Origin of the sequence: Nonomuraea sp. CA-218870 (assembly GCF_050936535.1) — a bacterium.
GTDB lineage: Bacteria > Actinomycetota > Actinomycetes > Streptosporangiales > Streptosporangiaceae > Nonomuraea > Nonomuraea corallina.
In genome coordinates this window covers 1,072,388-1,099,386 of the sequence record NZ_JBNJMN010000002.1, presented here as the reverse complement: position 1 = coordinate 1,099,386, position 26,999 = coordinate 1,072,388, and the positions used below count along the sequence as shown (strand labels likewise).

The window sequence follows — 26,999 nt, the reverse complement described above, 5'->3', positions numbered from 1 at the left end:
CCTCATGCCGTCCGACGCTCCAGACCTGCCTGATGCCCCGGATGACGGCTACGAAGGCCCAGCGGCGTTCGCCGACATCGGCGACGGGTACCCCATCGAACTCGGCCCGGACAAGCCAGACTCGCCTGCTCACGGCGGGAAACCGGACGCGCCGCTCACGCCGATCAACGCACGCCGCCTGCTTCACCCCCTGCCACCCGCACCAGCCTCCGACCACGACTGGGACGAGTTCGGACCGGCCCGCACCGACTGGCGCAAGCTCATGCCTCTGGCCGTCACCCTGGCCGCCGCCATCGGCCTGGGCACCTGGCTGGCCCTCGTCCCGATCCGACAACTGCTCACCGAACCCGGCGAGGCTGCCTCGTACGCGCAGCACACCCCACCCTCCCGCCGGTCACCGACCATCGCCGAGCCCCGTCCCAGCCCGACACGCACCTCCGCGTCCCCCCGCGCGACCATCTCCGCCAGCCTCCGCCCCTCCCGCGCCTCGTCCGCCACCACGTCTGCTAGCTCGTCTGCCGAGAAGCCCAGCAGGCGGCCAACCAGCAGGCCGAGCAAGCGGGCAACCGGCACGCCCACCGTGACCGGCATCAAGACCTCACGCGCCGCACCCACACGCACAGTCCGCACCCCTGCACCCCGGCACGGCGGGCCGGAGGAACCACCGGGCACACCGTTCGCTCCGGCCTGTCTGACCTGGGCCGAATGCCACGACGAACCGCCCCCGGGCAACCGATGACCACGGGGCTCACCGCCGACGACAGCTGGCAGCGGTTCCCGCAGGCCGGACCGCTCGTCGCCACGCTCGCCGTCCTGCTGGCCGCCTCGGTGGCTGCCGTAGCCGTACACCGCCTGCGCAACCCCCGCCGTCGTCAAGGTCTGGCGCTGTGGTGGCGGCTGCGTCTGCGGATGTATCCGGGGGCGGGCTTCGCTCGCCGTCTGGAGCTCTACCTGCACTACGGGCTGCCCGCCGCCCGTAAGGTCGCCCGCCACGCGCGTCCGTCGGTGCGGGGCTGGTGGCGGCGGCGGTTGCTCGCGCACAGCGAAATCGCCCTGTTCCTCGGCTGGGCGCAGGGCTGGATCTTCCGCATGCGCGCCTACGCCACCTTCGAGGACGGCCTGCTGTGCCTGGCTCCGCAGAAGGAGGGCAAGACCGCCCACCTGGCCGGGCGCATCCTGGACGCCCCGGGCGCGGTGATCGTCACCAGCATCCGCGACGACATCGTCGGCCTGACCGCCGGCCTGCGCGGCGAGCAGCGGCGTGTCCACCTGTTCAACCCTGACCGGTTCGGCACCTGGGCCTCCACTGTCCGCTGGTCCCCCGTGGACGGCTGCCACGATCAGGCCACCGCCATCCGGCGGGCCGCGCACATGGTCGCCGCGGCGGAGACCGGCGGCGTGTCCGACGAGGGGTTCTGGACCAACCAGGCGGCCATGGTGCTGGCCTCGCTCATGCACGCCGCCGCCCTCGAACGGCTGACGATGGAACAGGTCTACGCCTGGGCGTTGGACGAGGACCCCACTCCGTTGAAGATCCTCACCCGCTCTCGGCCGGGGCTCGACACCGACCGCGCCGCCGCTCTGGTGCGCCGTTATCACACCTTGCACGTCCGTACGCGCGACAGCATCTTCCTCACCCTCCGGCAGGTGCTGCGTTGCATGGACGACCCGGCCATCGCCCACATGATCTGCCCGCCCCCCGGCGATGGGCTCGACCTGGACGAGCTGCTGCGCCGCCGGGAAACCCTGTATCTGATCGCCGGTGATGACGTGACCCCGGCCGTCCCGGTGCTGTTCACCACGCTGGTCGCCGAACTCCACCACCGGGCCCGCGAGTTGGCTTCCCGTCGCGCCGGCCGCCGAATAGATCCGCCGGTGCTGTTCGTGCTGGACGAGGCGCCGGAGGTGTGCCCGATCCCGCGGCTGCCGGGCTGGCTGGCCACCGCCGCCGGCTCTGGTCTGGTCTTCATCGTCGCGGGCCAATCCCAAGCGCAGTTCCGGCAGAAGTGGGGCCTGGAGGGGGCCAGGACCATCTGGAACAACGCCAAGGCCAAGATGCTGTTCGGCGCCACCTCCGATCCCGAGGACCTGAAGACCATGTCGGAGTTGTGCGGCGAGATCGCGATGCCGTACTGGGAGACCTCGGTGGACGGCTCGGGTCGGCGGCTGCGCACCCGCCGCTGGGAGAACGTCCCCGTGCTGCCGCCCGAGCAGGCCCGCCGACTGCCGACCTGGCGGGCCCTGGTCCTGCGCCGCAACGCCACGCCGACCATCGTCCGTATCGAGCGGATCTGGAAGCGCGCCGACTACAAGCGCTGGCGCAAGAATGGCCAGGTACCGTTGCCGCCCCTGGAACCATCGCAGGTCATTTCGGGATATTCCCCCAGACGGCCCGAGCTACCCGGCACCGTCCGCCGAAGGCGCCGTATCGCCCGGCCCTGGCACATCCGCCCCCCGAAGCGGACGACCGGTGAGCGATAGGCACCACCAGGGTGGAGACGACGACCGGCCCGCGATCATCACCGGCCTGGCCGCCGAGTCGGAAGAACTCGCCCGCACCGTCGCTCAGTTGAACGCCTCCTCCAGCGAGCCCAAGCCCTCCAAGGCCAAGGCCTCATCCGGGCGAAGCCCACGCCCCTGGTGCTGGCCCCGGATGCCGCACGAGGAGAAGGCCGAGCGACTGGCGGAGCTTGCCGACTGGGTCCGCGAGGTGCTGTTCGCCTGGCCCGACGCCCCGCGGGCCATCCTGAGCTGCTGGCCACGCCACTGGGACGTCATCGAAGAGCTGTCCATGCTCTACTGCGCCTGGCAGACCGCCTACACCTGGGACGGCGCCACCTCTAGCGACGCCGCCTACTACCTCGACCGGCTCCGGCCCAGCACGGTCGAACGCCTGCAGATCCGCATGCGGCCTTGCAGCCAACACCACCAACCGGACGGCCCTCCACGCGACGACGTTGACATCGTCGACCGCACCATCACTGAACTGGACCTGCTGGAGAACCGAGGCTAAATGTCGGTCGGTATCCGTACCGTGAAGGCCCCTGCCGGCGACGCCGAGGAGGACATGACGATGCCTGACTCGTACGGATCCGCCGGCGCGTCCGCCCGCGCCCGCTACCGCACCCTCCAGACGGTCGGCCGTACCCGCCGTCTGCTGGTCCTCCTGGCCGTCGCGGTCATCGTCGGTGGGCTGGTGGCGTGGCTGAGCATTGTCTGGCTCGGGCTGATCGCTGCCGCACTGTCCTGCCTGATCATCGTGGTCCGGCGGAGACGTACGCACACGCCGGCGGCGGCCTGGCGCAAGGGCGCGGCTGGAGAACGCGCCACCGCCCGTCGCCTGCGCACCCTTGAACTGGCCGGCTACACCGTGTTGCACGACCTGGCGATACCGCACAGCAACGCCAACATCGACCACCTCGTCATCGGCCCGACCGGCGTGTTCGTCATCGACTCCAAGAAGTGGCACCGCCGCACCACCGTCCGAGCCGCCACCGGCACACTGTGGATCGGCAGGACTCCGATCAACGCAGTGGTGCGACCGGTCCTCTTCGAGGTCCGCCGAGCCGGCGAGGTCCTCAGTCAGGCAACCGGACGCCACGTCGAGGTCCTGGCCGTCATCGCAGTACACGGCCCCCGCTTGCCCCGTTACCGCGCTATCACAGCTCATGGAGTGACCCTGCTACGCGCGACCCGCCTCGTCGGTTGGATCACCCGCCATCCTCATCGCTACGACACAGCCGAGGTGTCCACGCTGACCACCGCCGCCACCACGCACCTGCCGCCCTATGCTCGGGCGCCAAAGCTACCCGGCCCGTAGAATTCTCTCGGCTGACCTCTCGTTCGCGGCTGAAGCGCGAAAGCTCCCGCTTGAGGGGGGAGCAAGCCGGCACCCTTTCGAGGTCCTCAACGCCTATCGGGATCATCCCCGCGTGCGCAGGGAGCACTCCTGCTGCCTGTGGTTCCCGCCTGAGGATCGGGGACCATTCCCGCGTGCGCGGGGAGCACAAGGTCACGATGAACGTGTCCGGTCTGATCGAGGAACCATCCCTGCGTGCGCGGGGAGCACGTGGACGCGGTGGCGGTAGACGCCAGATTCGCGGGACCAGCCCCGGGTGCGCGGGGAGTGTGGACGGACACGAGTTTCTCCCGGTAGACGGACATGGCGATCCTGGCAGACGGACAGGAGTTCTCCCGGCACACGGTCACCAGGAAGCTGGTGTGGCGGCCACGTCGGGCTCGGTTTCGATCATGATGGCCAGCCAGAACGCCCTACGATCGCCATGCGGTGGCTGGTGCCGGAACGTGGCTGGGGGGGCGATCAGCGCCGCAGGGCCTCCTTCGTCGGCCCCACGGCATCGGGCACGGTCTCCCCGGACTTCGGGACGCGGAGCCAGATCGCAATGACGAGCCTTTGGGACCCAACCCGGTACCGAAGCTGGCCCTCGCGCGATGAGTCCGACTGCCGGGATTTTTCGTGGCCGTCTGCCTGGAACCCATGGCCGTCCACCAGGATTGTCAGTGGCCGCCGACCGGGGTTTCCTGATGACCGCTAACAGGGGGCACGGTCGGCGTCGTCGGGGAGGTCGCGGGCTTCGGGGACTATCCCCGCGTGCGCGGGGAGCACGTCCCGGCCGGCGAGTACAGGCTGTGCGGCCCGAGACCATCCCCGCGTGCGCGGGGAGCACGAGGCCGCGCGCCATCCGGAGAGAGCACAACCGGGACCATCCCCGCGTGCGCGGGGAGCGCATGTCGGTCCGGCACGGTCGTGTGTGCGCGCTGGGGGACCATCCCCGCGTGCGCGGGGAGCACTGGTACGAGAACCCCGACCAGCCCGGGGAGCGGGGACCATCCCCGCGTGCGCGGGGAGCACGACGACACCCGCCTCGCCATCCCGCACGGCGAGGGACCATCCCCGCGTGCGCGGGGAGCACCGTAGCCGCCACGACCAGCCCCCCGGACATGCGGGACCATCCCCGCGTGCGCGGGGAGCACGGCAATCCGCTTATGGACCTTTCGGAGGAATAAGGACCATCCCCGCGTGCGCGGGGAGCACTATTGCACGTCTCACGGCTTACCTTCCTGCGCTGGACCATCCCCGCGTGCGCGGGGAGCACGTCTCTTCGAGGTGCTGGGCGCGGTACCACCGGGGACCATCCCCGCGTGCGCGGGGAGCACGGGGTGATGTACTCGCGCACCTTCCGCGGCACGGGACCATCCCCGCGTGCGCGGGGAGCACGGCGTGGCGGTGCGCGGGCCAGCGGTGGGGCCGGGACCATCCCCGCGTGCGCGGGGAGCACAGGTCGGTGGCGGGCATCGCGAAAGGAGTGGAGGGGACCATCCCCGCGTGCGCGGGGAGCACGCGTTTCGCCAGGCGATGCACAAGCTCGCAGAGGGACCATCCCCGCGTGCGCGGGGAGCACATCAAATGAGAGTAGACCCTATCCCGCTAATGGGGACCATCCCCGCGTGCGCGGGGAGCACGACGCCCAGGAGAAGCTGTAACCGGCGTTGATGGGACCATCCCCGCGTGCGCGGGGAGCACCGCCACGAAGCCGAAGCCGATGGAGTCGAGGCGGGACCATCCCCGCGTGCGCGGGGAGCACCTCGCGCACTACCTGCCCGAGCTGGCCGAGCTGGGACCATCCCCGCGTGCGCGGGGAGCACCATGGGCCACATTTTGTAATAGGTTTGTAGCTGGGACCATCCCCGCGTGCGCGGGGAGCACTTGCCCGCCTGCGAGGACTGTGCCCCACAGGTGGGACCATCCCCGCGTGCGCGGGGAGCACTCCAGCTCGGCCTCGACGCGGGCCAGGCGGGCGGGACCATCCCCGCGTGCGCGGGGAGCACCGCCGAGCCCTTGAAGCACGCTGCGTACGGTGCGGACCATCCCCGCGTGCGCGGGGAGCACGGCACCGACCCGGTCACCGTGCTGCACTACCGGGGACCATCCCCGCGTGCGCGGGGAGCACATCCTCGCCGACTCCAGGCCGGGGTTCCTGCGGGGACCATCCCCGCGTGCGCGGGGAGCACATCCTCGCCGACTCCAGGCCGGGGTTCCTGCGGGGACCATCCCCGCGTGCGCGGGGAGCACGGGAGCTTGCCTGTGCCACCGCACCGCCTGCAGGGACCATCCCCGCGTGCGCGGGGAGCACACGACCGGCATCGCCAACATCACCACGACCACGGGACCATCCCCGCGTGCGCGGGGAGCACTCGATCGCGGCGCCCGGCGAGCCGGTGTTGACGGGACCATCCCCGCGTGCGCGGGGAGCACCCGAGCCACAGCCACGGGGAAGTCTGAGCCTTGGGACCATCCCCGCGTGCGCGGGGAGCACGCCGGGGTCATGCTCGGCGCGCGGGCTGGCTATGGACCATCCCCGCGTGCGCGGGGAGCACCCGCTCCTCTTTCGAGGGGCGGGCCCGTTCGCGGGACCATCCCCGCGTGCGCGGGGAGCACTTCTGGACAAGGTGCGGTTGCGCGGCCAGTTCGGGACCATCCCCGCGTGCGCGGGGAGCACCTCCACGGCATGGAGGGCGACAGCGCCGAGACGGGACCATCCCCGCGTGCGCGGGGAGCACGTGGGTGGTGGTGGTTCCGGTCTCCGGCCACCGGGACCATCCCCGCGTGCGCGGGGAGCACAACATGGTCGACGGCCACTACGGCAACGGCGGGGGACCATCCCCGCGTGCGCGGGGAGCACGCAGCGACGAGACGAGGACGCATCCTGGACCCTGGACCATCCCCGCGTGCGCGGGGAGCACTCCGTCGCCGCTCCCGTACCGCCGGACAGCGTGGGACCATCCCCGCGTGCGCGGGGAGCACTGGGCGAACCGCAGCCCCGGTGCGCCGCCGGTGGGACCATCCCCGCGTGCGCGGGGAGCACTTCGTCCAGGCGGCGATCTCGGCTGCGGTCACGGGACCATCCCCGCGTGCGCGGGGAGCACTTGAAGTCCCCTCGAAGGAGCACCCTCATGCAGGGACCATCCCCGCGTGCGCGGGGAGCACTCCGGTTGGCGGACCTGCCCGATGACCAGGTGGGGACCATCCCCGCGTGCGCGGGGAGCACGCAGTCCGCCTCCTTGAAGAGTTCGCGGACGGGGGACCATCCCCGCGTGCGCGGGGAGCACAGGTCGCGCCTGGAGGCCCGCTACGCCGTGCTGGGACCATCCCCGCGTGCGCGGGGAGCACAGTCAGCCACGACCCACCTCCTGCGAGGTGCCGGGACCATCCCCGCGTGCGCGGGGAGCACAAGACCGTCGTCCGCGTGGCCGCCGCCGTGCTGGGACCATCCCCGCGTGCGCGGGGAGCACACTCGACGACCTGCAGGTTTGTCACGTGATCAAGCAGATTTCGAGCACTTTCGAAGAGACGGACATTTCAGATAAATCCACAATAGGAGTACTTATAGACAGATTCGCGATGTCTTAAGACATACCCTTCCCTGCTGCCGCGGGTCAGCGTTGTCCATAGCGGCGTCGCTTCCCCGCCTTGCTCCAATTGCGGGGTGGAGCGCTCGCGACGCCTGGGCCCGGGTCCTTCGGCCGGCGCAGCAAGATGAGACCCTCGTGATCAATTGGATGCCACTTGTGATCGTGAGTCTCGAACGTGAACCCCTGCTCGTTGTCGGTGGTATAGGCGAGAAGGGCTCGTCCTGTGTCCGCGTAATTCTGAACCTCCAACCACAGTGCTTCCCGGATTCTGGCTGATGGCCCTCCGATGAAGACGCCCGGCGAGATTTCCATCAGCCAGCGGGTGAGGAAGCCACGCAGCCCTGACGGACATCGGGTCAGCACGATCACAGTCACCAGGGGACCTCGATGTCGTCCTGATCCGCATAGTTGCGGCCCGACTCGACCTCTCCCTCGTCGCTTTGCAGCGTCACGATGTCGATGTCGTCGGGGTCGTCCAGGGTGGTCTCCTGAAGGAGCAGGTGCTTTATGTCGTTGACACAACGCTTCAGCAGAGCGCTCTTGTTGACGTGATCACGAATGGCCCTGCGTGTACGAGCGCCGATGTCGTCGACGCTCTCGGCAGCGACGTTGAAGGCGATCGGGATGGCGATCTCGGTCTTGTAGAGGTCGGCGATGTCGAGGACGAAGGCGAGTTCGTGACCGGAATGGATGAAGCCAAGACCAGGAGCGCAGCCCAAAGCCGTGACCGTGGTCTGGGCGATGCCGTACATGCACTGGGCGGCCGCGGTCACCGCCTGGTTGGCGGGATCTCCGGCGCTGAATTCGCCTGGTACATAGATCCTTCCGTTCCAGGGCACCCCTGTACGCTGCGCTTCTCGCCGGTAGGACTCCTTGACCCTGCGCCCTTCCCTCCCGAGCAGTTCGTGACGGGTCAGTCCGTCGGGGTTCTCGTTGGGGAAACGCATCCGGTACATCTCACGGGCCACGTCGAGCCGGGTGCGGCGGTTGGCCCATTTGGCCGCCTGTGCTTCCACGAGAGACGACGAGCGGTTCAGCGACCGCCCGCCCGAGTAGAAGCGCACGCCGCGCTCACCCACCCAGACCACTCCGGCTCCGCAGTCGCCCAGCAAGCTCATGGCCTGGTGGGTGACTCGCGTGCCGGGACCGAGCAACAGGGTGCCGATCGTGGCGGCCGGGATGTGGGTCACGCCCTGAGCGTCCTCGGCCGTTATGGCGTTGTCTTCCCGGTGCAGGACGCAGCGTTCCAGGTAGACGAAGGAGATGCGGTCGCCCATGCGGGTGAGTTCGCGTGGTGACGAGGCCCCCCGTTGCCCGACCGTGGCCACCGCTACGCCTCTGCCAAGGTCATGAGGCCGCAGCCGTAGGCTTTGCCCCGGCCGAGCCCTCGGGTGAGGGTACGGCTGAACGCTTCCGGGTCGGTGACCTCCAGGCGACCGTCGAAGGTGACCGTGAGCAAGGTGACCGGCTTGGCGTTGCCGCGCTTCTTGAACGTGAGCTGATGCCGGTCGTGGATGACGAGCTCGTGGGAGTCGAGGCCAGGTATGAGCTGGTGCTCCGTCGGCTTCTCGATCACCTTGAAGCCGGCGCTCTCCTGGCGTTGCAGCAGCCAGTCGATCTGGTGCTTCTGGCTGACGTGCGCGGTGAGCTTGGTGGGCTCTTCAGCCTTGCGGCGGATGCTGTGCACCGGGTTGGCGGTCAGCCGGAAGGCCCATCGGTTGCCCTTGGCCAGCCGGGACAGCAGCGCTTGGTAGTCATAGGTCTGCCAACGCCCGGTTTCCGGCCAGCCGGCCTGCTCCACCAGGTGGGTGAGCTCGGGCTTGTCCGGGCTGACGATGTAGAGGCAGGTCTCGACCTTGCTGTTGCGGTCGATCCGCCACAGCACCCGCGGCCCCTCTTCGTTCACAGGCGGGATCTCGGCGAACGAAGACATCACGGCGGCGTGCAGGGCCTGAGGCGAGGACAGCAGCTTGCGCGCGCCCACGCGGGCGGTGTTCAGGCGAAACCGTGTCAGATACATCAGGCACCTTCCAGTAGGGAGGTGGGATCGTGAACCGGCAGAGCAGCCGGGTTGGGCACGCTCACCGGGATGCGGCGCACCCCTCTCAGCGCGTAGCGGCGGTGCAGGGGATCGAAGCTCAGCGGCTGGTCACGCAGGCTGTCGCCGCCGCCTTCGGCGGGGGTGGCCTCGACGAGGATTTCCAGGTCGATCTGCTGGTCGTGACGGCGGCGACGCTGGTGCCAGGGGGCTGCCTGCCAGGGCACGTCTTGCAGAGCTTGTTCGAGGGCGTGTTCGTGGTCGGTGTCGATTTCCAGCGGGCGTGCCGGAGGGCACGAGCGACGTCCGAGGTAAGGCAGGAACACCGGACAGCGCAGCGCGGCAAGCAGGTCGTCGATGAGTCCCGCGTCGCCTTCCACGCCGGCGACGAAGACGGCGTCGGCCAGGTAGTAGCGGTCGGAGATAGGTTGGGCGTCACCGGTGGCGAAGTGGTGGGCTGTCTGAAAGTCGCGCAGCAGCACTCCACGCTGATCGGTGCGCACGCCGAATCGCAGCGCCGCCAGGTCGGCGAGGTCATCAGTGCGTTGCCGTCCCAGTGCCGCCGCCAGCAGACCGATCACGCCGCTCTTGGTGGGCGCCGCCTCGGTGGAACGCCGGGAGAACCTTGAGGACGCCCCCCACGACTGCAGGGGCCCGGCGAGCCGCATCAGCAGGACGCTCATCCCTGGCCCTGCCTCCCGGCGATCTCCTCGCCGACGGCCACCACGAGCTCCGGAAGCGATACCTCGATCCCGAGGTCGGACAGCGCCTGGGTGTTCTTGCCGACCCTCATGACCCAGCTCGGTGCGTCGTTCGCGACCCCGTACACCTGCTCGACCTCGGGGAGATAGGAGGCCAGGGCTTGGGCGGCGTGGCGCACGTGTCCGCCGGTCTCCGGCTCCGCGCGGCAGGGCTCCTCGAACGCCGCCACGGCGTTGATCGGGCGTGACGACCGCACCTTCACCACCACCGCGTCGGGCAGAGTGTGGTTGCCGAAAGTGTTGATCTTTCCGGTGGGCAGGGACGTGATGAAGCTCTCGACGAATGCTTCCACGGCCCGGCGCACGGGCTCAGTCACGGGCTCGTCGTCACGTAGCCCCTTGCCGAGGTTCTTGCCCAGGAGATCGACGTCGACCGCGGCGTAGCGGTACAGGGTGGCCGAGTTGAACTCGACGGTGCCGATCATGCCCGCGCCCAGGTCGTCGGTGTCCCGGTTCTTGTAGTCGTCGACGGCGGTGTAGTAATCGGACTCGATGTCGGCCTGGTGGACGCTGATGGCATGCGCCACCTGGGCCGCCGCGTCAACGTTGATGTCGGCGCCGTCCGCCACCATGCGTCCGAACAGCGCGATGTCCACGGAGTGCCGAGTGTTGGCGATCTGCTTGGCCTCCTCCTTGACCGCCCTGTCCTTGAAGAAGTCCTTGCCGGCGCCGCGCGCCTTGAGCGCCAGCGCGGCCAGCCCGTCCAGCTGGTGGGCGCTGAGGAACATCAGGTACTTGGACTCAGGAGCGGCAGGCCCCTCGGCGTTCGCCTTGGCGCGCTTGGGCGGCTCGATCTTCGATCCCGTGGCCACCTGAATCGTCTCGGCGGCCAGCGCCCACGCTTCGGTCGTCTCGACGGATCCGTCGATCTTCCGGATCCGCTCGGTCAGCAACTCGGCCACCCTGCGGGTGCGGACCCCGAGCTCGGCCGGGTCCAGCGTGTCGTGGAAGCGCCGCCGGGTGGCGCGCTTCCATGCCTGGCTGGACACGCGGGCGCGGCGGACACCGCCGTAGGTCGCGGTCTTCGGGGTGCCGGTGTCGTCGCGGTTGAGGCAGCTGGGCGGGACGGTGTGCAGCACGTGCAGTTCGAGGATGGTTCGTGTCATCGTGCTTCCTTCTTGGGGGATGCGGCGTTGTCGGCGCCGGTTTCTATCGGTGACGTGCGGCGTCGGTAGGCGTGGAAGGCGCGTCCCCAACGTTCACGTACGCGCCGCATGCCGTCGGGATCCTGGGCGAGGTAGAGCAGCCGCGCGAGCAGGGCATAGTCGAGTTCGATGGAGTCGCGGCGCAGCAGCGAGACGATTTCGCGCAGGCGGTTGGCCAGCGCCTGGCGGGTGGTGGCGGTGCCGAGGCGGACGAACCGGCGCCTGATCGTCTCGTCGATGCCGTCGTCCGGCATCAGGCGGCGGACCGCCTCCCCCAGGTCGACCCCGTCTTTGTGCATCCCCTTGCTGTCCTGGGACTGCTGGTGGAGCGCATACAAGGTCACCGCGAGGAAGAGCGCGGCCTCCGCCCTGACCGCTTCCTTCTCGGTCAGGTCTCGCTCTTCGTACAACCGCTCGATGCCGCAGACGCCCCACAACTCGGGCACCTCTTGCGGCAGCTTGCCCGCCCCCCGGCGCAGCTGCGCGAGGGTCGCCACCGCCCAGCTCTGGTCTTTCAGGTAGCCCTTCTGCAGTTCGCTGATGTAGGCGCCGGCGCTGGAGCCCACAAGTTCGTCGATCTTGCGGGAGGTTACGGGAGCCGTGATGGTCATGATCGTGCCTCGGCTTTCTGTGGCTGGCCGCTTCCTTGATCTCCCCCGGATATGGCGGCCATCGGTAGCGCCCTGCGTAGGCGGAATCGGAAGGACAGGTCAGCTTGGGAGGCGCTGAGCCAGAGGGGGCGTCCCTTCACCTCGATGACGCGCCCCTCCCAGGCGGAGTCGCCCGCCGCACGCAGAAGCTCGCCGGCGAGGCGGCTGATGAGGCGATGCGTCTGGCTCTGCCAAGCGGCCCTTCGCTCCTCCGGATCATTTTGAGGGGTGAGGTGCCTCAGCCAGTCCCGGAACGGTCCATCAAGTGTGCTGAAACCCTGGGATCGTGCGGCTTCCTTGGCCGGGTCGGTCTCGGCTCCCGCCGCTCGGGCCAGGTCTGCGGCGAAGTCGCCGAGCACGGTCACCGCGTCCTCGGCGTCGCCGACGGCGTCGATAGCCGTCTGTCCAAGGCGTTGGTCTTCCTCGTACAGCAGCACCAACGGCATGGCCACCGCGTCATCGATGATCTCGTCGATGACAGACTGCTGGGTGCCGTACTCCGCACCGAACAATCGCGCGCGGATCAGCAGGTCGAGCGGCAGCTCGCCTTCCACGGCCAGCCGGGCGGCCCAGCCGAGAATCCGTGGCCTAACGACCTGCGCAGCTTCCTTGCGTTGCTCCCAGCCGGGGGCGCGACCGGCGACCAGGGCGGCCAGGCCACGCCAGGCGCTGCGGCTGCGGTCATGTTCGCGGGGCATGTAGACCTGCGGCAGGCTGAGCTTCTTCTCCTGGGCTTCGCTGCGCCGCCAGCCGGTCATCGGCTCGTACAGGTGCTTGTTGTGCGCGTCCAGCGGATCTCCATAGGTGAGGATCGCGCCGTAGACGCCGTCGGCGTCGAAGGCCAGCCGGATGCGGCGTGACTGCCAGGTGTACAGATCGCGTAGACCTGCCGGTCGCCGAGCGAGTTCGAGCTCGTCGACCTGGCCCGGCCCCGTGGGTGGGCGTCGCCAAGCGGGTCGGTCGTGTGCGGCGTCGATCCGCAGATTGTCGGTGTCAAAGGCGACGAGGTTGAGCAGCAGCGTCTGCTGGAGGTTCGCGCCCTCGATCAGGACACCGCCCAACCTGCCTGCCCAGGCCACGCCGCGGGGGTAGGCCTTGCCTCCCTTGACCAGCGGGTCGCCCACGACACCGGTCTTGATGCCGGAGGTGTCGTAGCTGTGGGCGTGAACGACCCAGCGGGCCGCTTCCGCGTAACTCAGCCGGTCGACGCCGCGGGCGCGCATGGTGAAGAAGGGCGCCCCGTTGGGGACATCGGCCACCAACCGGTCCAGGGATGTCATGTCCCCTCTGGTCGTCTGCAGGCCAGGGGTCTGGAAGAACGGCTGACCGGGGTCGAGCAGGTCGAAGCGATGCCGGTGCTGATCCAGGTAGGCGTGGACCCGCTCGATGGGGAGCCCCGTATCCCAGAGCTCCTGCCACTCCTCCAGGTCTTGCGGACCGTCGATCGTGTCGTGGACGATCGCGAGCAGCAGCCGCAGCAGCGCGAACTCCTGCGTCGGAACGTCCCCGACCAAGCGGCGCAGCTCGCCCGCCTGGGCGAAGACCTCCCGCAGGGAGACCTCCTCCTCGCGGCCGTCCCGGTACTGCACCGGGAGCCACCGCTCGCGGGTCAGGTCGAAGGACAGTGCGGCGGAGTCATTGAGCACGAGTCACCTCCAAACCATCAGCAGGGGTGTAGCGCAGGTCGAAGCCTGCCAGCCGGCGGCGACAGTTTTCGTCCAGCACGAGAATCAGCTCGCCTGCCAGCCAATGGGACTCTTTGGTCTGCCATGCCGCGATGTAGTCCTTCTCCAACTCCTCGATCGCCTGGTCGAGAACTTTCGGAAAAGTGAAGGCGAACGGCAGCCGCAGGCCGCATCCGGCGACGACCTGTGCGAGCTTGCGGTCTGGCGGAGAGTCGACGGAAAGCTCCAGCCCGCCTCGTCCCCTCGTGAGATGGGGCAGGGTGGCAAGTGCGCCGTCCGGGCGGCGCTGGACGACGAGCACTTCCAGGCTCTCTCGGCTGTCGCGAACCTGGGCGCGGCCCTTCCGCGTGTCGTCGGCGTCACCGACGCCCGCCTCCAGCCAGCCGAGCAGCGGCCGGCCCGGTCGTCCTTCAGCCGCGATCTGAAAATCCAGCGCCCTTTTGCACTGGTCGGCGTGATGGAGATCCTGCTGCCGCCGCGCCTGCCGGAGAGCCTCCTGCCACGGTGACGGCCCGACCTCCTCCACACCATAAGCCTGTTGTACGAGTGCGCTGATGTCTTCGGGCAGCCGTACGACGTGGCCGGTGTCGGCGGCGCCGGACAGATACGGCTCCAGCACCGCGGCCGAGCGCAGCAGAGCGTGCCTGCGGTAGACGGAGACGGATCCCGACACCGGCTCGACCGGGACCGTCGTCCAATCCACGCCAGTCACCAGACAGCGCGCGGTACGCAGCCGTGGCGGGCGATCGCTCTGACCTTCCCCTCGTCTGTGCCGATGTGTCCTGCCCATACGCTGCAGAAGGAGGTCGATGGGACACAAGTCCGACACCAGGAGATCGAAGTCGATGTCGAGGGACTGCTCGGCCACTTGGCTCGCCACCACGATGTGCGGCCCGCTCGGGCGTCGGTCCTTACCGGGCTCCGGTGGACCGAAACGGTCCAGCAGATCAGCGTCCTTGGCAGCACGATCCAGATCGACGAATCGGGCGTGCGCCACGGTCACGTTCTCGGCGCCGAACCGGCCCCGTAAGAAGGCCGCGGTGTCCAGCACACGGTCGACGGTGTTACGCACGACGAGCGCACAGCCGCCGTCCACGAGTTCCTCGGCCAGCCGATCGCCCAGGACCGTCAGATCATCGTCAAGCCGCTCCACGTGCACATCGGCCCTGCGGCCGGACGCCTCCACCGTCTCAGGCGCGTGCAGCCGGTCCGGCTCGACAGCCGTGAGCAGGGGGTAATCCCTGGCAGCTTCGATCCGAGCGAAGTCAGCGCTCGGCTCGGCCGTCCCGGCGTACGCCTCGGCCAGTTCACGCCTGCGCCCGGCCGGCAGAGTCGCGGACAGCACGATCACGGGCACGCGGTAGGCCCCCAGCCACGAGAGCACCCGGTCCAGGTACGAGTTCATGTACGTGTCGTACGCGTGAGCCTCGTCGATGATGACGACCTTGCCCGCCAGCGCCAGGTGCCGCAACGCCAGATGACGGCTCTTCAACCCCATGAACAGCAGCTGATCGATCGTTCCAACGACGAACGACGCCAGCATGCCCTTCTTCCTGCCGCGCAGCCAATGATGGGCCACCATCGCGGCGGAGCTGACGGTGCGATCCTCCTGCGGACGGTAGTCATCGGCACGGCCGTCGACGTCGACGGCGAGGATGCGGCGGACGCCGGAGCGCGCCAGCCGCGCGTAGTCCTCGTTGAGAGCCGCCTTGGAGTGCGCCAGCTGCACCGAACGAACCAGGGCGTCGGCCTGCTCCCCAGGCACCCGCTCCAGCCACTGCACCATGCGCGGGAACATGGCGCTGCTCGTAGCCATGGTCGGCAATCCGACGTAAAGGCCACCAGCACCGGATCGGGCGGCGAAGATCTCGGCCGCCGCCAGCGCCGCCTCGGTCTTGCCCTCCCCCATCGGCGCTTCGATCATCATGAGGCCAGGTGCCGACATCGACCGCGCGACTTCGACCGCGCGTTCCTGTACGGGCCGCACACGAGCCCCCTCCGGGAGCCGAAACCGCGAGAAGATCAGTTGCTCTGCCTCGCCGGTGAACTCGCGCGCACGCCAGGGAGACGGCAGGCCCAACGCGTGCCAGGCTCTGTCCGCCCGCTCGCTCTCGCTCCTCCCCCATGCTTCCGGCGAGTACGGAAACAGGTCGGCGTCGCTCGCGATCCAATCGGCCACGATGACCAAACCGGTCAACAGGACCTGCGCGGGCTGGGACAGCTTGACCGCCGCCCAGTCCGGCAGGCTGCCGACGACGCCACACGCTTCGGCGCAGCGATCCAGGATCTCCCATTGCACCTGCTGCCACAGAGCGGCACACGCCGGAGTACGCACCAGATGCGAGTGCGAGTCCAGATCTCGGATGCTCTCGTGGGTGGGCGGGACGCCGTGGTGCCCGCCGGCGATAACCGTGAACTGATATGTGGCCGAACGCTTCCAGCCGTACCGCTCGACCAGCCAGTCACGCAGAAGCACCTGCCCGGCAAGGCCATGAGGGGCCAGCTTCCTATCGGGCATCCGACTTTGCAGCGGCATATCCAGGCCGGCCGATCGCATCGCATCGGCAAGTGACTCCACCTGACAGGCGAACGCCGGAGTTGCCTTTCCGATGTCGTGAGTGGCTGCCAACCAGACCGCGAGCCGACGCCCATCTTCCAGGCCACCGGGAAGCGGTTCAGCGATCAGCTGCTTGACCTGATCAGGGAGCCATCGGTCCCATAGCCGGCCCGCAACCGCACCGGCGTCTGCCAGGTGCCGCCACAAGGGCAGCCATTCTTCTGTAGAACGATCATGTTTTGCCCAGACCGAAACTGCGGCTTTCGATAGGCCGGCAGCAAAATGGCCCGGAAGATCTCGATCGTTCTGCACGATGGCATTAAAGGGCATGATCTCGCACGGCGCTCAGCAAACGATGAAATATCCCAAAGATCCTATTTGCGGCGTACTACAATTTCACATACTTTCTGGTCACCTCCATCCTAAATTCCGGCCATCCATAAACCTGCTAAGATGCCCGTCAGCATGTACTGTGCGCTATCCCCACGTGCGCGGGGAGCACCCGACCGTGCGGGACATCTCCCGGTAGTTCTTGGGACCATCCCCGCATGCGCGGGGAGCACTGCGGGTTCGATCCCCGCCTCTTCCGCCAGGCGGGACCATCCCCGCGTGCGCGGGGAGCACCCCTTCTCGGTCCAGTTCAAGTCTCCTTATCAGGGACCATCCCCGCGTGCGCGGGGAGCACCCTTGCGCCAGGTCCGGGCCTTGAAGTTCATCGGGACCATCCCCGCGTGCGCGGGGAGCACAGGTGGCGGCCGATGCACTCCTGTCCGGCCGGGGGACCATCCCCGCGTGCGCGGGGAGCACCCGCCACCACTACAGCGTGATCGAGCACGGCATGTTCACCGGACCATCCCCGCGTGCGCGGGGAGCACCCAGTCTCACCCTTGTGACCACACGGACCGACGGGACCATCCCCGCGTGCGCGGGGAGCACTGCCTTCACCGCCGTTGGCGTGGGTGCCGCAGGGGACCATCCCCGCGTGCGCGGGGAGCACACCGCCGGCTCGTCGGAGCCCTCCTCCTACCGGGGACCATCCCCGCGTGCGCGGGGAGCACAGTACGAGGCGGCGATCCGACGCTGAGAGGAGGGGACCATCCCCGCGTGCGCGGGGAGCACGTCGAGGAGAGGCCGCTTCGGCGTGCCTCCTGGGGACCATCCCCGCGTGCGCGGGGAGCACGCTTGCAGGCTCGGCCGTCCGCGTCCGTGCTGGGGACCATCCCCGCGTGCGCGGGGAGCACGCCCAGTCGTTCCAGGCGAAGACGACCGTCAAGGGACCACCCCCGCGTGCGCGGGGAGCACGCGGGCGCGCTCCGCACCCGCGGCGGGGTGGAGGGACCATCCCCGCGTGCGCGGGGAGCACGATCGGCTGTACCGGCTGGTCCGGGACGGCACGGGACCATCCCCGCGTGCGCGGGGAGCACACCGACACGCCCGAGGAGCTGCCGCTGTAGCCGGGACCATCCCCGCGTGCGCGGGGAGCACATGTCCATGTCGAACGTGCCCGGCGGGGCGTCGGGACCATCCCCGCGTGCGCGGGGAGCACGCCTCGGTGGTCGGCGGGTGGTAGGCGAACCGGGGACCATCCCCGCGTGCGCGGGGAGCACGCAGCAGGTCCCAGCCGTCCGGGCCGGTCATCGGGACCATCCCCGCGTGCGCGGGGAGCACCTCCGGGATGCCCGGGACGCGGTGCGCTGGCTGGGACCATCCCCGCGTGCGCGGGGAGCACTGCCATGTCCAGTTGGCCGGCGCGGGTCAGGAGGGACCATCCCCGCGTGCGCGGGGAGCACGACGTGGCCGGCTGGCTGCTGATGGCGTTCGAGGGACCATCCCCGCGTGCGCGGGGAGCACGCGAGGCCGGTGACGGTGAACGCCGTGCCGTAGGGACCATCCCCGCGTGCGCGGGGAGCACCTCGTCGACAGGCGGGGCGGTGATCCGCTTCAGGGACCATCCCCGCGTGCGCGGGGAGCACGAGGAGGCGTCCCGGCATCCGGTGGTCGAGTCGGGACGCTCCCCGCGTGCGCGGGGAGCACAGCGCCGTCTCCGAGGTGAGGTCGATCCCCAGGGGACCATCCCCGCGTGCGCGGGGAGCACCTGAGGACCACGTACTCGCCGTTGAGCGAGGTGGGACCATCCCCGCGTGCGCGGGGAGCACCAGCACCGGTAACGCTGGTGCGGTCGCCATGCGGGACCATCCCCGCGTGCGCGGGGAGCACGGCGACCCGGTGATGTAGCTGCTGTTGGACGGGGGACCATCCCCGCGTGCGCGGGGAGCACGCGCGCACCGAGAACCTGCGCGCCTGGTACCCGGGACCATCCCCGCGTGCGCGGGGAGCACTACGCCGACTTCTGCGAGCGGGTCGCCGGACGGGGACCATCCCCGCGTGCGCGGGGAGCACCGCTGCGACTGCGGCGAGGCGTCCTCGTCGATGGGACCATCCCCGCGTGCGCGGGGAGCACCCCTTGTCGCCGAAATGTTCAGGATGATGCCTGGGACCATCCCCGCGTGCGCGGGGAGCACACCTGCAGCCGCAGGTTCGCGTACTGGGTCGGGGGACCATCCCCGCGTGCGCGGGGAGCACATCAACCCCCGCACCCTCGTGGACGACAACACGGGACCATCCCCGCGTGCGCGGGGAGCACTACCTGCCCGGCGCCGAGGAGGCGACCGTGGAGGGACCATCCCCGCGTGCGCGGGGAGCACAGTCGGTCTCGGGCATCAGGCTTCTCCTTGTCGGGACCATCCCCGCGTGCGCGGGGAGCACAGAACCTCGGACGGACCCACGTCAACGACCCTGGGACCATCCCCGCGTGCGCGGGGAGCACGGCGGTTCAGGTCCTTGCAGACGACCGCAGCCGGGACCATCCCCGCGTGCGCGGGGAGCACTGCCCGAGGAGTAGCCCTCCCTTCCCGGCCCGGGGACCATCCCCGCGTGCGCGGGGAGCACAAGAACTACCGCGAGCAGACGGCCAAGGAGGAGGGACCATCCCCGCGTGCGCGGGGAGCACACTGAATGACCTGCAGGTTCATCATGCGATGAATTCGAAATTGAGCACTTTTAGAGAAGTGGACATTTTCACCAAATAACTCGAATAATACAAAGGGGACACTCTGGCGGTAACCACCCAGAGTCCTGCAGTTGGCTCCCATCGGGCGCCAGGATCGAGTTTACGCCCGAGTCACGCCAGCCATGCGCTGCGACCGTCAGGCTTCCTATGCCCGCAACGGTTCGACAGCAGCAGGCCCCACACGGGACGGAGTGATCACCGTACTCGTGGCCGAGACAGGCCCCACCAGTGTCCTTGATGACAAGACCAGCAGCCGGCTCCTCCCCGGACACGTCGCCGCGCTCTCACGTTGCTTGCGAAGACAGCACATCCCCGACAGTTTTAGAAGATCGCGTCCTGTAGCAGGGCAGGGATCTGCTGCCGCTTGATCAGTCGCAGGCATCGCCGGCAGTTCACCGGTGCCGTCGAAGCACGCAGTCGTCGCGGGTCCCAACCCGAGATCGCCGTGTGACAGGCCGGTGCGGGGAGTTCTACGTCGTAGCGGTCGACGCTGGTGCCGGCCAGATGGATGGTGTGCGAATTCTCCACTCGTAAGGCGCTGGCCTCCATACGGCCGATTCTACCAAGGAGCCATTCGTTTCAAACGCTATTCGAAACGCTCATGTGTCTCCCTGCTCCTGTTCGGTCTCCGGCCCGGGGGTTGATGACAAAATGACAGAACATCCGGAGACCTGCTCTGATCTGGCCCGTTGTCGTCCGATGCCGCAGCGACGGAACCGTGACAGATGTCCTCTGCACATGACAGAACTCGAATCCTGCCCGCCGTCGCGGCGAAGAGCAATGACGGAAAGGAGTTCTGTCATTGTTCTGAAGTTCCGTCATCGTTCTGTCTCACCCCCTGTCCAAGCTGTTTCCGCAGGCCATCAGCATCGCATCGGTTCTGTCATGGCTGTCCGAAGATAAGGGGGTTGACGGCGTACTTCGGAGAAGGTTTGCGTCCGCCTCGCGAACCGGCGGAGGGCTCAGGAAGGGGACGGATATAACCGTGGGCGTCCAGCAGCGACAACACCGCGCCCACCGTCGAGGCGTCCTTGAACTTCGCCTGCATCCCCCGGTGGAGGTCGCGTCGGCTGAATTGCCGGGCCGTCCGGACGTTTTCGTTCCTGGCCAACCACGTCACGGCGTCCCGGGCCAGTTCGGTGTGCCGGCCTTCCACCATCGCGCCGAAACAGGCCACGGCATGGGCGATGAAGTAGCGGGCGATGTTGATGGCCCGCCGCATGGTCTCCTCGACGAGGGGTTTGCGGAAGCCGTCGTCGAGGTGCTCCGCCAGGTGCAGCAGGCCCGCGATCCGTACGGCGGCGCCGACGAGCTTGCCCGCCCAGTCCCGCAGGTTGTCGAGCTCGCCGACACCCGCCCGGAGCTTGGGCTCGATCTCGTCCTGGAACTCGATGACGAGCTTGGTGGCCGGCGGGGACAGCGTGAGGATCTGTGGCCGGTCCCACTCGGCGAGACTGATGACCAGTTGCCTCATGTTCTGCTCGTAGGTGTGGCGGACGTCGTCGAGGACGAGGCCGGGATCGCTCTTGCGGTAGCCGACGGTGTCGGGTGGAAGCGCGTACAGGAAGCGGGCCAGCAGGCCCTGGCCGCGCAGACGGGGCTTTTGGGCGATGAAGGCGAGCACTGCGGGCTGGATGCACACCGCGATGGTCAGCGCGGGAGAGCGCACGTACTCGGCCCGGCCGCGGCGGTTGACCTTGAGCACGTCGCCGGCGTGGGCTTCGAGGAACGGGCTCAGGGCGGGCACGCCGTTGCTGTAGCGGCCGCACACGATGTCGAACAGGTCGCCTTCGGCCGACAGGATGGCCAGCCGGCCGGCCTGCTGGGACAGGATCGTGGAGCACTCCTCGGGGGTGACGTTCTTGGCGATCAGCTGGACCTCGGGCGGGACGATCGCTTCTTCGAGGGCCAGAGCGGTGGATTCGGCCTCGGCCAGGTCGTTGGCCGAGCCGCTGCGTACCGCTTTGGTTCTGGCCTGCTTGTCGGTCTCCTCCAGCTGCAGCCGGAGCAGTTCGGCCTGCCGTGCCTTGGCCCGGCCGGCGAGGATGAGTTGCTCCTCGGCCTGGTAGAGCGGGGCGGTCATGGCCCGGAAGACGGCTGATTTGCGGGTGGCGGGCGGGGCCACGCAGAGGAGGAAGAGGTTGAGCGGTTCGTGCCAGCCGCCGCGTACCCGGACGACGGCTTTGCCGCCGGCCGCGGTGGACAGCCCGCCCAGGGCGAAGGCCGCGGCGAGGTCGGGGGCGGTCTGGGTTTCTTCGGCCACGGCCTGGACGATGTCCGCCAGCCACGACGGCAGGCTGTCGAGCGGGAACGCGGGCGGTGCGAGGCGTGTGTCGAGAGGGATGATCTCGTCCCAGGGTTCCTCCTGGTCTGGAGGGTGGGCGGGTTTTGTGACGTCGGGGGTCCAGTTCGGCCCGCTGCCGGCGTTCACCCGCCGGTTCCCTGGAGGGTGTAGGGCTTGGGCGCCCATACCTCGATGAAGTCGCCGATGGTGCCGCCGGCGGTGAGGTGGTCGCAGGCGTCCTTGCCGTGCCGGGCCTGCAGCACGTAGAGGGAGCGGGTCACGGGCATGAGGGTGGCCACGATCGCTTGGGCGTGGTCGCGGCCGGCCTGGTCGCGGTCGGCGATGATGGAAACGTCGGCGCCGTGGAAGTAGCGCGCGAAGTCCGGTTGCCACTTGCCGGCGCCCATGGCGTTGCAGGTGGCGGTGATGCCGGGGCGGGCGCGGAGGGCTTCGGCGTCCTTCTCGCCTTCGGTGATCATCACGACCCGGGATTCGCGGACCGCGGTGATGACTTCGGGCAGGCGGTAGGGCACCAGGCGCACGGCCATCGTGCCGTCGGCGCCGGATAAGCTCCAGCGTCTGCCGGAGCGCCGGGTCGGGTCGGGCCGCCACTGGCGAAAGCCCTGGCAGCCGTTGCCTTTGCGGTCGCATCGGGCGACGCCGTACAGAACGGTTCCCTGCTCGTCCTGATAGAGGTAGTCGGCCACCCGGTCGTGGCCGCAGGGCATCCAGCGATCCGGGTGGTCCCGCCGGGGCGGCGGGGTGTGCGGAGAGCCGGGCCAGAGGGCGGACATGGGCAGGCCGAGAGCTCGCATGACGTCCTCGGTGGGGCATCGAGGCCCGCCGTGGCAGGTGATCACGACGACGCCGGTGCTGGTGACGCCGACCGACAGGGATGGGTGCCGGTCCTCGTGCGCTGGGCAGCGGGCGCTCTTCTGGGTGGCGGAGCCGCGCGGGGCGTGGCCGGTCCTGGCGTAGAGCGCTTGCAGAATGCGGGCGTACGGGGTGCTCATGGGGTGGCCCCGGTCAGGATGCGAGGTCGGCGGCCTGGGCGGGCGGCGCCGGGGTGAGCGCGGGGTCGTCGATGTCGAGGCAGCGCAGCAGGGCGGCGCGGCCGACGCGGTAGGTGTGGCCGACACGCAGAACGGGGCAGGGGAACTGGCCGCTGCGGGCGAGTTCGTGGGCTTTGGTCCGGCCGATGCCGAACGCTCGTGCGGCGGTGACGAGGTCGACGGTGACGGGCAGGGCGAGCAGTTCCGCGGTGGTCAGGGCCTTGGCCATGGAGGGCGTGCCTTTCTGACGGTCCGCTCGGGATCGTGGTGGCAGGCCGAGCGGTTCATGACATGTGGGATTGAATCTCGCTCGCGATCAGGATGGCATGGACAATGCCAACCGATCAACCCTAGTGTTAGTGAATATCCATCCATTCAGGATGAATCACCGTGATGCCGAGGAGTGACGCATGCCAGCGGACCAGACGCGCCATCAACCCAAGCGAGAGCCGGGCGGCCGCAGCTTCAGCGAAGAGAACGTCGCCCTGCGGATCGCCTGGGAGATGCGCCGCCGCGGCTGGTCACAAGAACGCATGGCCCAAGAACTCACCAACGCCGGCTGCCCGACCCACCAATCCGCCATCTCCAAGATCGTCAACCCCAGACCCGACGGCAGCCGCCGCGCGATCAGCGTGGACGAGGCCATCGCCCTGGCGCGCGTGTTCGGCATCGCCCTGGAAGAACTCCCCCTTCCCCTGGACGACGCCCAAGGCCGGGACCTACACGACCTGAGCCGGACGGTCACCCACGAAGGCCGCAACGCCGCCGAGCAGTACGCGCACTTCCTCCTGGCCTGGGCCCGCCTGCGTCACCGCCTCGCCCAAGAGAGGAACCGAACCGCCTACGAAGGCTTCCTGGCGCAGCGAAAAGTCGACCCGGACACGGCCGAGCAGGCGATCGCCTTCTGGCGGGACGCCGACTCCTGGCGCGAGGCGACCGCCGCCTTCGACGTGCTGCACCGGATCCTGCGGGCCATGGGCGACGGACGCGACCTCACCCCGCCGGGGCAACAGTCCCGGCGGCGTCACAGCGTCGTGGCCGATCTTGTCCGCCTGCGCGACCTGTTCGCCACCAAGATCCCGGGCTCTCCCGTACGAGTGGTGCCGGACCTCATCTATCACGCCACCGAACTGCTGGTACGCGCCGGCATCCAGGAAGCCGCCATCGGCGTCATCGACGCCTACGACCGCGGCACCGCCCACCCCACCGAACCGGTGGTGGAGGAGATCGACGGCAGGCTACGGCAGATCAGCGACCGGCCACCGCAGGACCACTGGGATCAGATCGAAAGCCTGGCAGCCCGGATCGCCTTGAGCCCAGGAGGCCACGGCGCCGGGCAGCCTCAGGAGGACTTGCTCGCCGAACTGGGGGTGAGCATCGAGGACTACCAAGAAGCGAGAAAGATCGCACGCATGCACCGCGAAACCGGAATGAGGTGAAAACAAGAACTTGACGGGAAATGGATACAAACGATGCAAGTGCCGGGAGAGCGGCCGTGAACTCGGCGCCAAATGTCCGAAGCTCCGCCGCAAGGACGGCACGTGGAATCCGCATCACGGCACCTGGCACGGCAAGGAAGAGCTGCCTGCCGGGCCTGACGGCAAGCGCGTCTACCTGAGGCTGGGTGGCTTCAGGAGCGAGAGCGAGTTGTCCGCCTTCTATCAGCAGGCGGGGCGCCTGCTCGACATCGCGGACGCCGGGCCAGTGGGGCACGAGACGCGGATGGAAATCCTAGAGATGATCAGGGAGGCACACCAGAAGCGCCTGGCACTACCGGCATACGAGGAACTGCAGCGCAAGTACCGGGCCGGCCAGCCGTTGCAGGCGATGACCTTCGGCGAGTACTGGGAACGATGGGTGGAGCGGCGACGCCGTCTCGGCGATATCCGCAAGTCCACGCTCGTCGGGTACATCTCTCACCACAAGGTGCACTTCGGTGAAGTCCTCGACGATGTTCGCCTGGACCGGCTGTTCGTGTCCACGGTGGAGAAGGTGTTCATCCGTATCGATGCCAAGAATGCCGCCATCCTGGCCGACCGGAAATCGCGCGATCCAGACGTGCGTAAGGCGGCGCGCGGGCGGAAGCTCACCGGGCCGACGACCAAGCAGCGGGTGCGGGCGACGATTCGCACGGTGCTGGCCGAGGCACAGCGTGAGCATCTGGTGTCCTTCAACGCGGCAGCGCTGGTGACGTTGGCATCCGGCAAGAAGCCCAAAGCCCTGGTGTGGACGGCAGCCCGGGTAGAGGCGTTCCAGGAGCAGTTTCGGGCAAGGTTGCTTGAGGTGCGCAAGGATCCAGAAGCGAGCTCGATGTCAGCGGCTCGGATCTGGCTGGGGACACCACGGCCTTCGCCGGTGATGGTGTGGACGCCCGCTCAGCTGGGGGCGTTCCTGGACTACGCGACCACGGATCGGCTGTACGCGCTCTACCATCTGATCGCCTTCCGCGGGCTGCGGCGCGGGGAAGCGTGTGGCGTGCGGTGGGTGGACGTGGACCTCGACGAAGGCGTGCTCACGGTGTCCACACAGCTGATCATCGTGGAAGGCGAGATAGAGGAGGGAGATCCGAAGACGGAGGCATCCGACGCGGCGGTCGCCCTGGACAACGGAACGGTGGCGGTGCTGCGCGCGCACCGGCAGCGGCAGGACGGTGAGCGGCTGACGTGGGGTGACTCGTGGCGGGACACGGGCCGGGTCTTCACCCGGGAGGACGGCAGCGAGCTGAAGCCGGACTGGGTCTCGGAGCAATTCGAGCGGCTGGCTTTCGCGGCAGGGGTGCCGCCGATCCGTCTGCATGACCTCCGCCATGGTGCGGCCACCCTGTCGCTCGCGGCGGGCAACGACTTGAAGACGACGTCTTCGATGCTGCGCCACTCAAGCTTGTCGATCACGTCGGACATCTACACGTCCGTGCTCCCGGAGATGGCCCGGGCGGCGGCCGAGGCGAGCGCGGCGCTGGTGCCGAGGAAGAGCCTCGTGGAGGGGGTGTCCCCGACTGGCGGTCTCCCCTCGGTCTCCCCAGCACCTTCCCAGGTGGTGCTGCCTTCAAGCCCGCCGAATAGTCGCAGGTCACAGCCTCGCGGTAGGCGCGCCCTGCAGGATTCGAACCTGCGACCGTCGGATTAGAAGTCCGGTGCTCTATCCAGCTGAGCTAAGGGCGCTCTCGCCTTATTGTGCATGATCTGGCGACCTGCCATGTACGCGATTTCCCCCTACCCCGTCACGGCGCCCGCGCACCACCCGTCTTCCGCCCGCCCTTCCACCGCGCTGGAGGAGGCCGGGGGTGCCGGTTCAGGGGTGGCCGGCGGTGCCTTCAAGGAGTGCCGTGCCGAGGGAGGTGAGCGTGTGCAGGACGGCGGGGCCGTCGCGGCGGGTGTCGATCAGGCCGGCCTCGCGCAGGACGGTGGCGTGGCGGCTGGCGGCGGCGGGTGAGATCCGCAGCATGCGGGCGAGTTGGGTGGTGGTGGCGCTGCGGCCGAGGGCGTGCAGGACGGCTGATCGGTTCGCGCCCATCAGCGCGTTGAGGTTGGTGCGGCGGGTCGCCTCGGGTCGCCACCGGTGCCGTTGCTCGATGGGGTAGATGAGCACGGGCGGGAGGTCGGGGTCGGCGAGGGTGAGCGGGGTCCGCAGGCAGAAGTACGAGGGCACGAGCCGCAGGCCGCGTCCGCCGAGCACGAGGTCCTGGTCGATGACGTACTCGGCTTCCAGGACGGGGGGCCGCCAGCGCAGGAGCGGCGCGAACCCGGCGAACAGCCCTTCGACGCCGCCGGTGAGGAGGGCGCGGGCGCGGCAGGCGTGGTCGGCGGCGACGGCGGAGCCGGTGAGTTCGCGGAAGGGTGCCACGGCCGCTTGGTGGTAGTCGCGCAGGGCGGTTTCCATGCTGGTGAGCGCGGGGGCGCTGCCTTCGGCGATGGGCCGGACCCAGCCGGGCAGGTTCCGGTGGCGGGCGAGCTGGCGCAGTTCGGCGGTCAGGCGGGGTCTGGGGGTGCGGAGCAGCGCGGTCAGGCCGCTGTCCAGTCCGCGGTGTCCTTCGTACGGGGTGAGGAAGTCGGGGAAGTACGGGCCGGCGGGGACGAGCGTGTCGAGCAGGCGGGCGCCGCGCCGCATCCGGGAGGTGGCGGCGGGGTCGGCGTGCAGGTCCTCGTACCAGGGCTGGAAGGCCGGTGAGCGCACGCGGTCCCGGAGGCGGAACCTGGTGAGGATCATTTCCCAGAGGGGGTCGGGCTCGTCGGCGAGGGTGACGCGGGTGAGGTCCTCAGCGTGGAAATGGATCCTCAGCGTCCCCATTCCGCCCCCGTTGTTGACAGGTCTTGTCATGCGAAC

The 26,999-nt window shown here is 69.0% G+C and carries 20 protein-coding genes, 1 tRNA gene and 2 CRISPR repeat arrays; of the genes, 6 read left to right on the top strand and 15 right to left on the bottom strand.

Features of this window, described 5'->3' with window-relative positions:
• The first annotated feature begins 4 nt into the window (after positions 1-4).
• From ACQEUU_RS33810 to ACQEUU_RS33795, 4 genes are read left to right on the top strand one after another with little or no spacing between them, the layout of a single operon-like run.
• Complete coding sequence (locus ACQEUU_RS33810) at positions 5-739, top strand: hypothetical protein (RefSeq protein ID WP_433073679.1); 735 nt, start codon at positions 5-7, stop codon at positions 737-739.
• Positions 736-2,481, top strand: a complete 1,746-nt coding sequence (locus tag ACQEUU_RS33805; protein ID WP_433073676.1) for a type IV secretory system conjugative DNA transfer family protein — start codon at positions 736-738, stop codon at positions 2,479-2,481. The genes ACQEUU_RS33810 and ACQEUU_RS33805 overlap by 4 nt, the downstream gene beginning before the upstream one ends.
• On the top strand, positions 2,471-3,013 hold the full coding sequence (locus tag ACQEUU_RS33800; RefSeq protein WP_433073673.1) for a hypothetical protein: 543 nt from the start codon (positions 2,471-2,473) through the stop codon (positions 3,011-3,013). Before ACQEUU_RS33805 ends, ACQEUU_RS33800 begins: the two co-directional genes overlap by 11 nt.
• Positions 3,014-3,820 carry a nuclease-related domain-containing protein gene (locus ACQEUU_RS33795; RefSeq protein ID WP_433073670.1) on the top strand — a complete coding sequence of 269 codons (807 nt, stop codon included), beginning with the start codon at positions 3,014-3,016 and terminating at the stop codon, positions 3,818-3,820.
• Positions 3,821-4,598: 778 nt separating this feature from the next.
• A CRISPR array of direct repeats spans positions 4,599-7,314; the repeat unit is 29 nt; unit sequence GGGACCATCCCCGCGTGCGCGGGGAGCAC.
• 144 nt (positions 7,315-7,458) lie between these two features.
• On the opposite strand, the gene cas2e is transcribed toward ACQEUU_RS33795, so the two are convergent.
• From cas2e to ACQEUU_RS33735, 12 genes are all read right to left on the bottom strand, one after another.
• Positions 7,459-7,809: a type I-E CRISPR-associated endoribonuclease Cas2e gene (cas2e, locus tag ACQEUU_RS33790; protein WP_433073667.1), complete on the bottom strand. Its 351-nt coding sequence runs from the start codon at positions 7,807-7,809 to the stop codon at positions 7,459-7,461.
• A complete protein-coding gene (gene cas1e, locus ACQEUU_RS33785) occupies positions 7,806-8,762 on the bottom strand; it encodes a type I-E CRISPR-associated endonuclease Cas1e (protein WP_433073664.1) in 957 nt (318 codons plus the stop codon). Before cas1e ends, cas2e begins: the two co-directional genes overlap by 4 nt.
• Positions 8,763-8,764: 2 nt before the next feature.
• Positions 8,765-9,454 (bottom strand): type I-E CRISPR-associated protein Cas6/Cse3/CasE, encoded by a 690-nt coding sequence (gene cas6e, locus ACQEUU_RS33780; RefSeq protein ID WP_433073661.1) that lies wholly within the window; start codon positions 9,452-9,454, stop codon positions 8,765-8,767.
• Entirely contained in the window at positions 9,454-10,155 is a 702-nt protein-coding gene (gene cas5e / locus ACQEUU_RS33775; protein WP_433073659.1) for a type I-E CRISPR-associated protein Cas5/CasD, read from the bottom strand. Before cas5e ends, cas6e begins: the two co-directional genes overlap by 1 nt.
• On the bottom strand, positions 10,152-11,339 hold the full coding sequence (cas7e, locus tag ACQEUU_RS33770; protein WP_433073656.1) for a type I-E CRISPR-associated protein Cas7/Cse4/CasC: 1,188 nt from the start codon (positions 11,337-11,339) through the stop codon (positions 10,152-10,154). Before cas7e ends, cas5e begins: the two co-directional genes overlap by 4 nt.
• Positions 11,336-11,989: a type I-E CRISPR-associated protein Cse2/CasB gene (gene casB, locus ACQEUU_RS33765; protein ID WP_433073653.1), complete on the bottom strand. Its 654-nt coding sequence runs from the start codon at positions 11,987-11,989 to the stop codon at positions 11,336-11,338. The genes cas7e and casB overlap by 4 nt, the downstream gene beginning before the upstream one ends.
• A complete protein-coding gene (gene casA / locus ACQEUU_RS33760; RefSeq protein ID WP_433073650.1) occupies positions 11,986-13,674 on the bottom strand; it encodes a type I-E CRISPR-associated protein Cse1/CasA in 1,689 nt (562 codons plus the stop codon). The genes casB and casA overlap by 4 nt, the downstream gene beginning before the upstream one ends.
• Complete coding sequence (cas3, locus tag ACQEUU_RS33755) at positions 13,664-16,582, bottom strand: CRISPR-associated helicase Cas3' (RefSeq protein WP_433073647.1); 2,919 nt, start codon at positions 16,580-16,582, stop codon at positions 13,664-13,666. Before cas3 ends, casA begins: the two co-directional genes overlap by 11 nt.
• Positions 16,583-16,743: 161 nt before the next feature.
• Positions 16,744-19,280: a CRISPR direct-repeat array (repeat unit 29 nt; unit sequence GGGACCATCCCCGCGTGCGCGGGGAGCAC).
• Between the two features lie 381 nt (positions 19,281-19,661).
• Complete coding sequence (locus ACQEUU_RS33750) at positions 19,662-19,889, bottom strand: hypothetical protein (protein ID WP_433073644.1); 228 nt, start codon at positions 19,887-19,889, stop codon at positions 19,662-19,664.
• Positions 19,890-20,223: 334 nt separating this feature from the next.
• Positions 20,224-21,771, bottom strand: coding sequence for a YfjI family protein (locus ACQEUU_RS33745; RefSeq protein WP_433073641.1), 1,548 nt, complete (start codon positions 21,769-21,771; stop codon positions 20,224-20,226).
• Complete coding sequence (locus ACQEUU_RS33740) at positions 21,768-22,637, bottom strand: hypothetical protein (RefSeq protein ID WP_433073638.1); 870 nt, start codon at positions 22,635-22,637, stop codon at positions 21,768-21,770. The genes ACQEUU_RS33745 and ACQEUU_RS33740 overlap by 4 nt, the downstream gene beginning before the upstream one ends.
• Before the next feature lie 13 nt (positions 22,638-22,650).
• Complete coding sequence (locus ACQEUU_RS33735; RefSeq protein WP_270155181.1) at positions 22,651-22,905, bottom strand: DNA-binding protein; 255 nt, start codon at positions 22,903-22,905, stop codon at positions 22,651-22,653.
• Between the two features lie 181 nt (positions 22,906-23,086).
• Between ACQEUU_RS33735 and ACQEUU_RS33730 the strand changes: the two genes are divergently transcribed.
• Positions 23,087-24,115 (top strand): helix-turn-helix domain-containing protein, encoded by a 1,029-nt coding sequence (locus tag ACQEUU_RS33730; protein WP_433073635.1) that lies wholly within the window; start codon positions 23,087-23,089, stop codon positions 24,113-24,115.
• A gap of 331 nt (positions 24,116-24,446) precedes the next feature.
• Here ACQEUU_RS33730 and ACQEUU_RS33725 read toward each other — a convergent pair whose 3' ends face one another.
• Positions 24,447-24,836, bottom strand: a complete 390-nt coding sequence (locus ACQEUU_RS33725; RefSeq protein ID WP_433073632.1) for a hypothetical protein — start codon at positions 24,834-24,836, stop codon at positions 24,447-24,449.
• 150 nt (positions 24,837-24,986) lie between these two features.
• Between ACQEUU_RS33725 and ACQEUU_RS33720 the strand changes: the two genes are divergently transcribed.
• Positions 24,987-25,802 (top strand): site-specific integrase, encoded by an 816-nt coding sequence (locus ACQEUU_RS33720; RefSeq protein WP_433074483.1) that lies wholly within the window; start codon positions 24,987-24,989, stop codon positions 25,800-25,802.
• Here the strand turns inward: ACQEUU_RS33720 and ACQEUU_RS33715 are convergent.
• Positions 25,764-25,837: transfer RNA gene (locus ACQEUU_RS33715), tRNA-Arg, on the bottom strand. The two genes, ACQEUU_RS33720 and ACQEUU_RS33715, sit on opposite strands and share 39 nt — an antisense overlap.
• Positions 25,838-25,967: 130 nt before the next feature.
• On the bottom strand, positions 25,968-26,993 hold the full coding sequence (locus ACQEUU_RS33710; RefSeq protein WP_433073629.1) for an ArsR/SmtB family transcription factor: 1,026 nt from the start codon (positions 26,991-26,993) through the stop codon (positions 25,968-25,970).
• Positions 26,994-26,999: the final 6 nt, after the last annotated feature.

Bases quoted from the DNA above. Each gene is read 5' to 3' on its own strand.
- ACQEUU_RS33810 (WP_433073679.1), top strand. From the start codon at position 5: ATGCCGTCCGACGCTCCAGACCTGCCTGATGCCCCGGATGACGGCTAC.
- ACQEUU_RS33805 (WP_433073676.1), top strand. From the start codon at position 736: ATGACCACGGGGCTCACCGCCGACGACAGCTGGCAGCGGTTCCCGCAG.
- ACQEUU_RS33795 (WP_433073670.1), top strand. From the start codon at position 3,014: ATGTCGGTCGGTATCCGTACCGTGAAGGCCCCTGCCGGCGACGCCGAG.
- cas6e (WP_433073661.1), bottom strand. From the start codon at position 9,454: ATGTATCTGACACGGTTTCGCCTGAACACCGCCCGCGTGGGCGCGCGC.
- cas5e (WP_433073659.1), bottom strand. From the start codon at position 10,155: ATGAGCGTCCTGCTGATGCGGCTCGCCGGGCCCCTGCAGTCGTGGGGG.
- cas7e (WP_433073656.1), bottom strand. From the start codon at position 11,339: ATGACACGAACCATCCTCGAACTGCACGTGCTGCACACCGTCCCGCCC.
- casB (WP_433073653.1), bottom strand. From the start codon at position 11,989: ATGACCATCACGGCTCCCGTAACCTCCCGCAAGATCGACGAACTTGTG.
- ACQEUU_RS33750 (WP_433073644.1), bottom strand. From the start codon at position 19,889: ATGGAGGCCAGCGCCTTACGAGTGGAGAATTCGCACACCATCCATCTG.
- ACQEUU_RS33740 (WP_433073638.1), bottom strand. From the start codon at position 22,637: ATGAGCACCCCGTACGCCCGCATTCTGCAAGCGCTCTACGCCAGGACC.
- ACQEUU_RS33735 (WP_270155181.1), bottom strand. From the start codon at position 22,905: ATGGCCAAGGCCCTGACCACCGCGGAACTGCTCGCCCTGCCCGTCACC.
- ACQEUU_RS33730 (WP_433073635.1), top strand. From the start codon at position 23,087: ATGCCAGCGGACCAGACGCGCCATCAACCCAAGCGAGAGCCGGGCGGC.
- ACQEUU_RS33725 (WP_433073632.1), bottom strand. From the start codon at position 24,836: ATGCTCACGCTGTGCCTCGGCCAGCACCGTGCGAATCGTCGCCCGCAC.
- ACQEUU_RS33720 (WP_433074483.1), top strand. From the start codon at position 24,987: ATGTCAGCGGCTCGGATCTGGCTGGGGACACCACGGCCTTCGCCGGTG.
- ACQEUU_RS33710 (WP_433073629.1), bottom strand. From the start codon at position 26,993: ATGACAAGACCTGTCAACAACGGGGGCGGAATGGGGACGCTGAGGATC.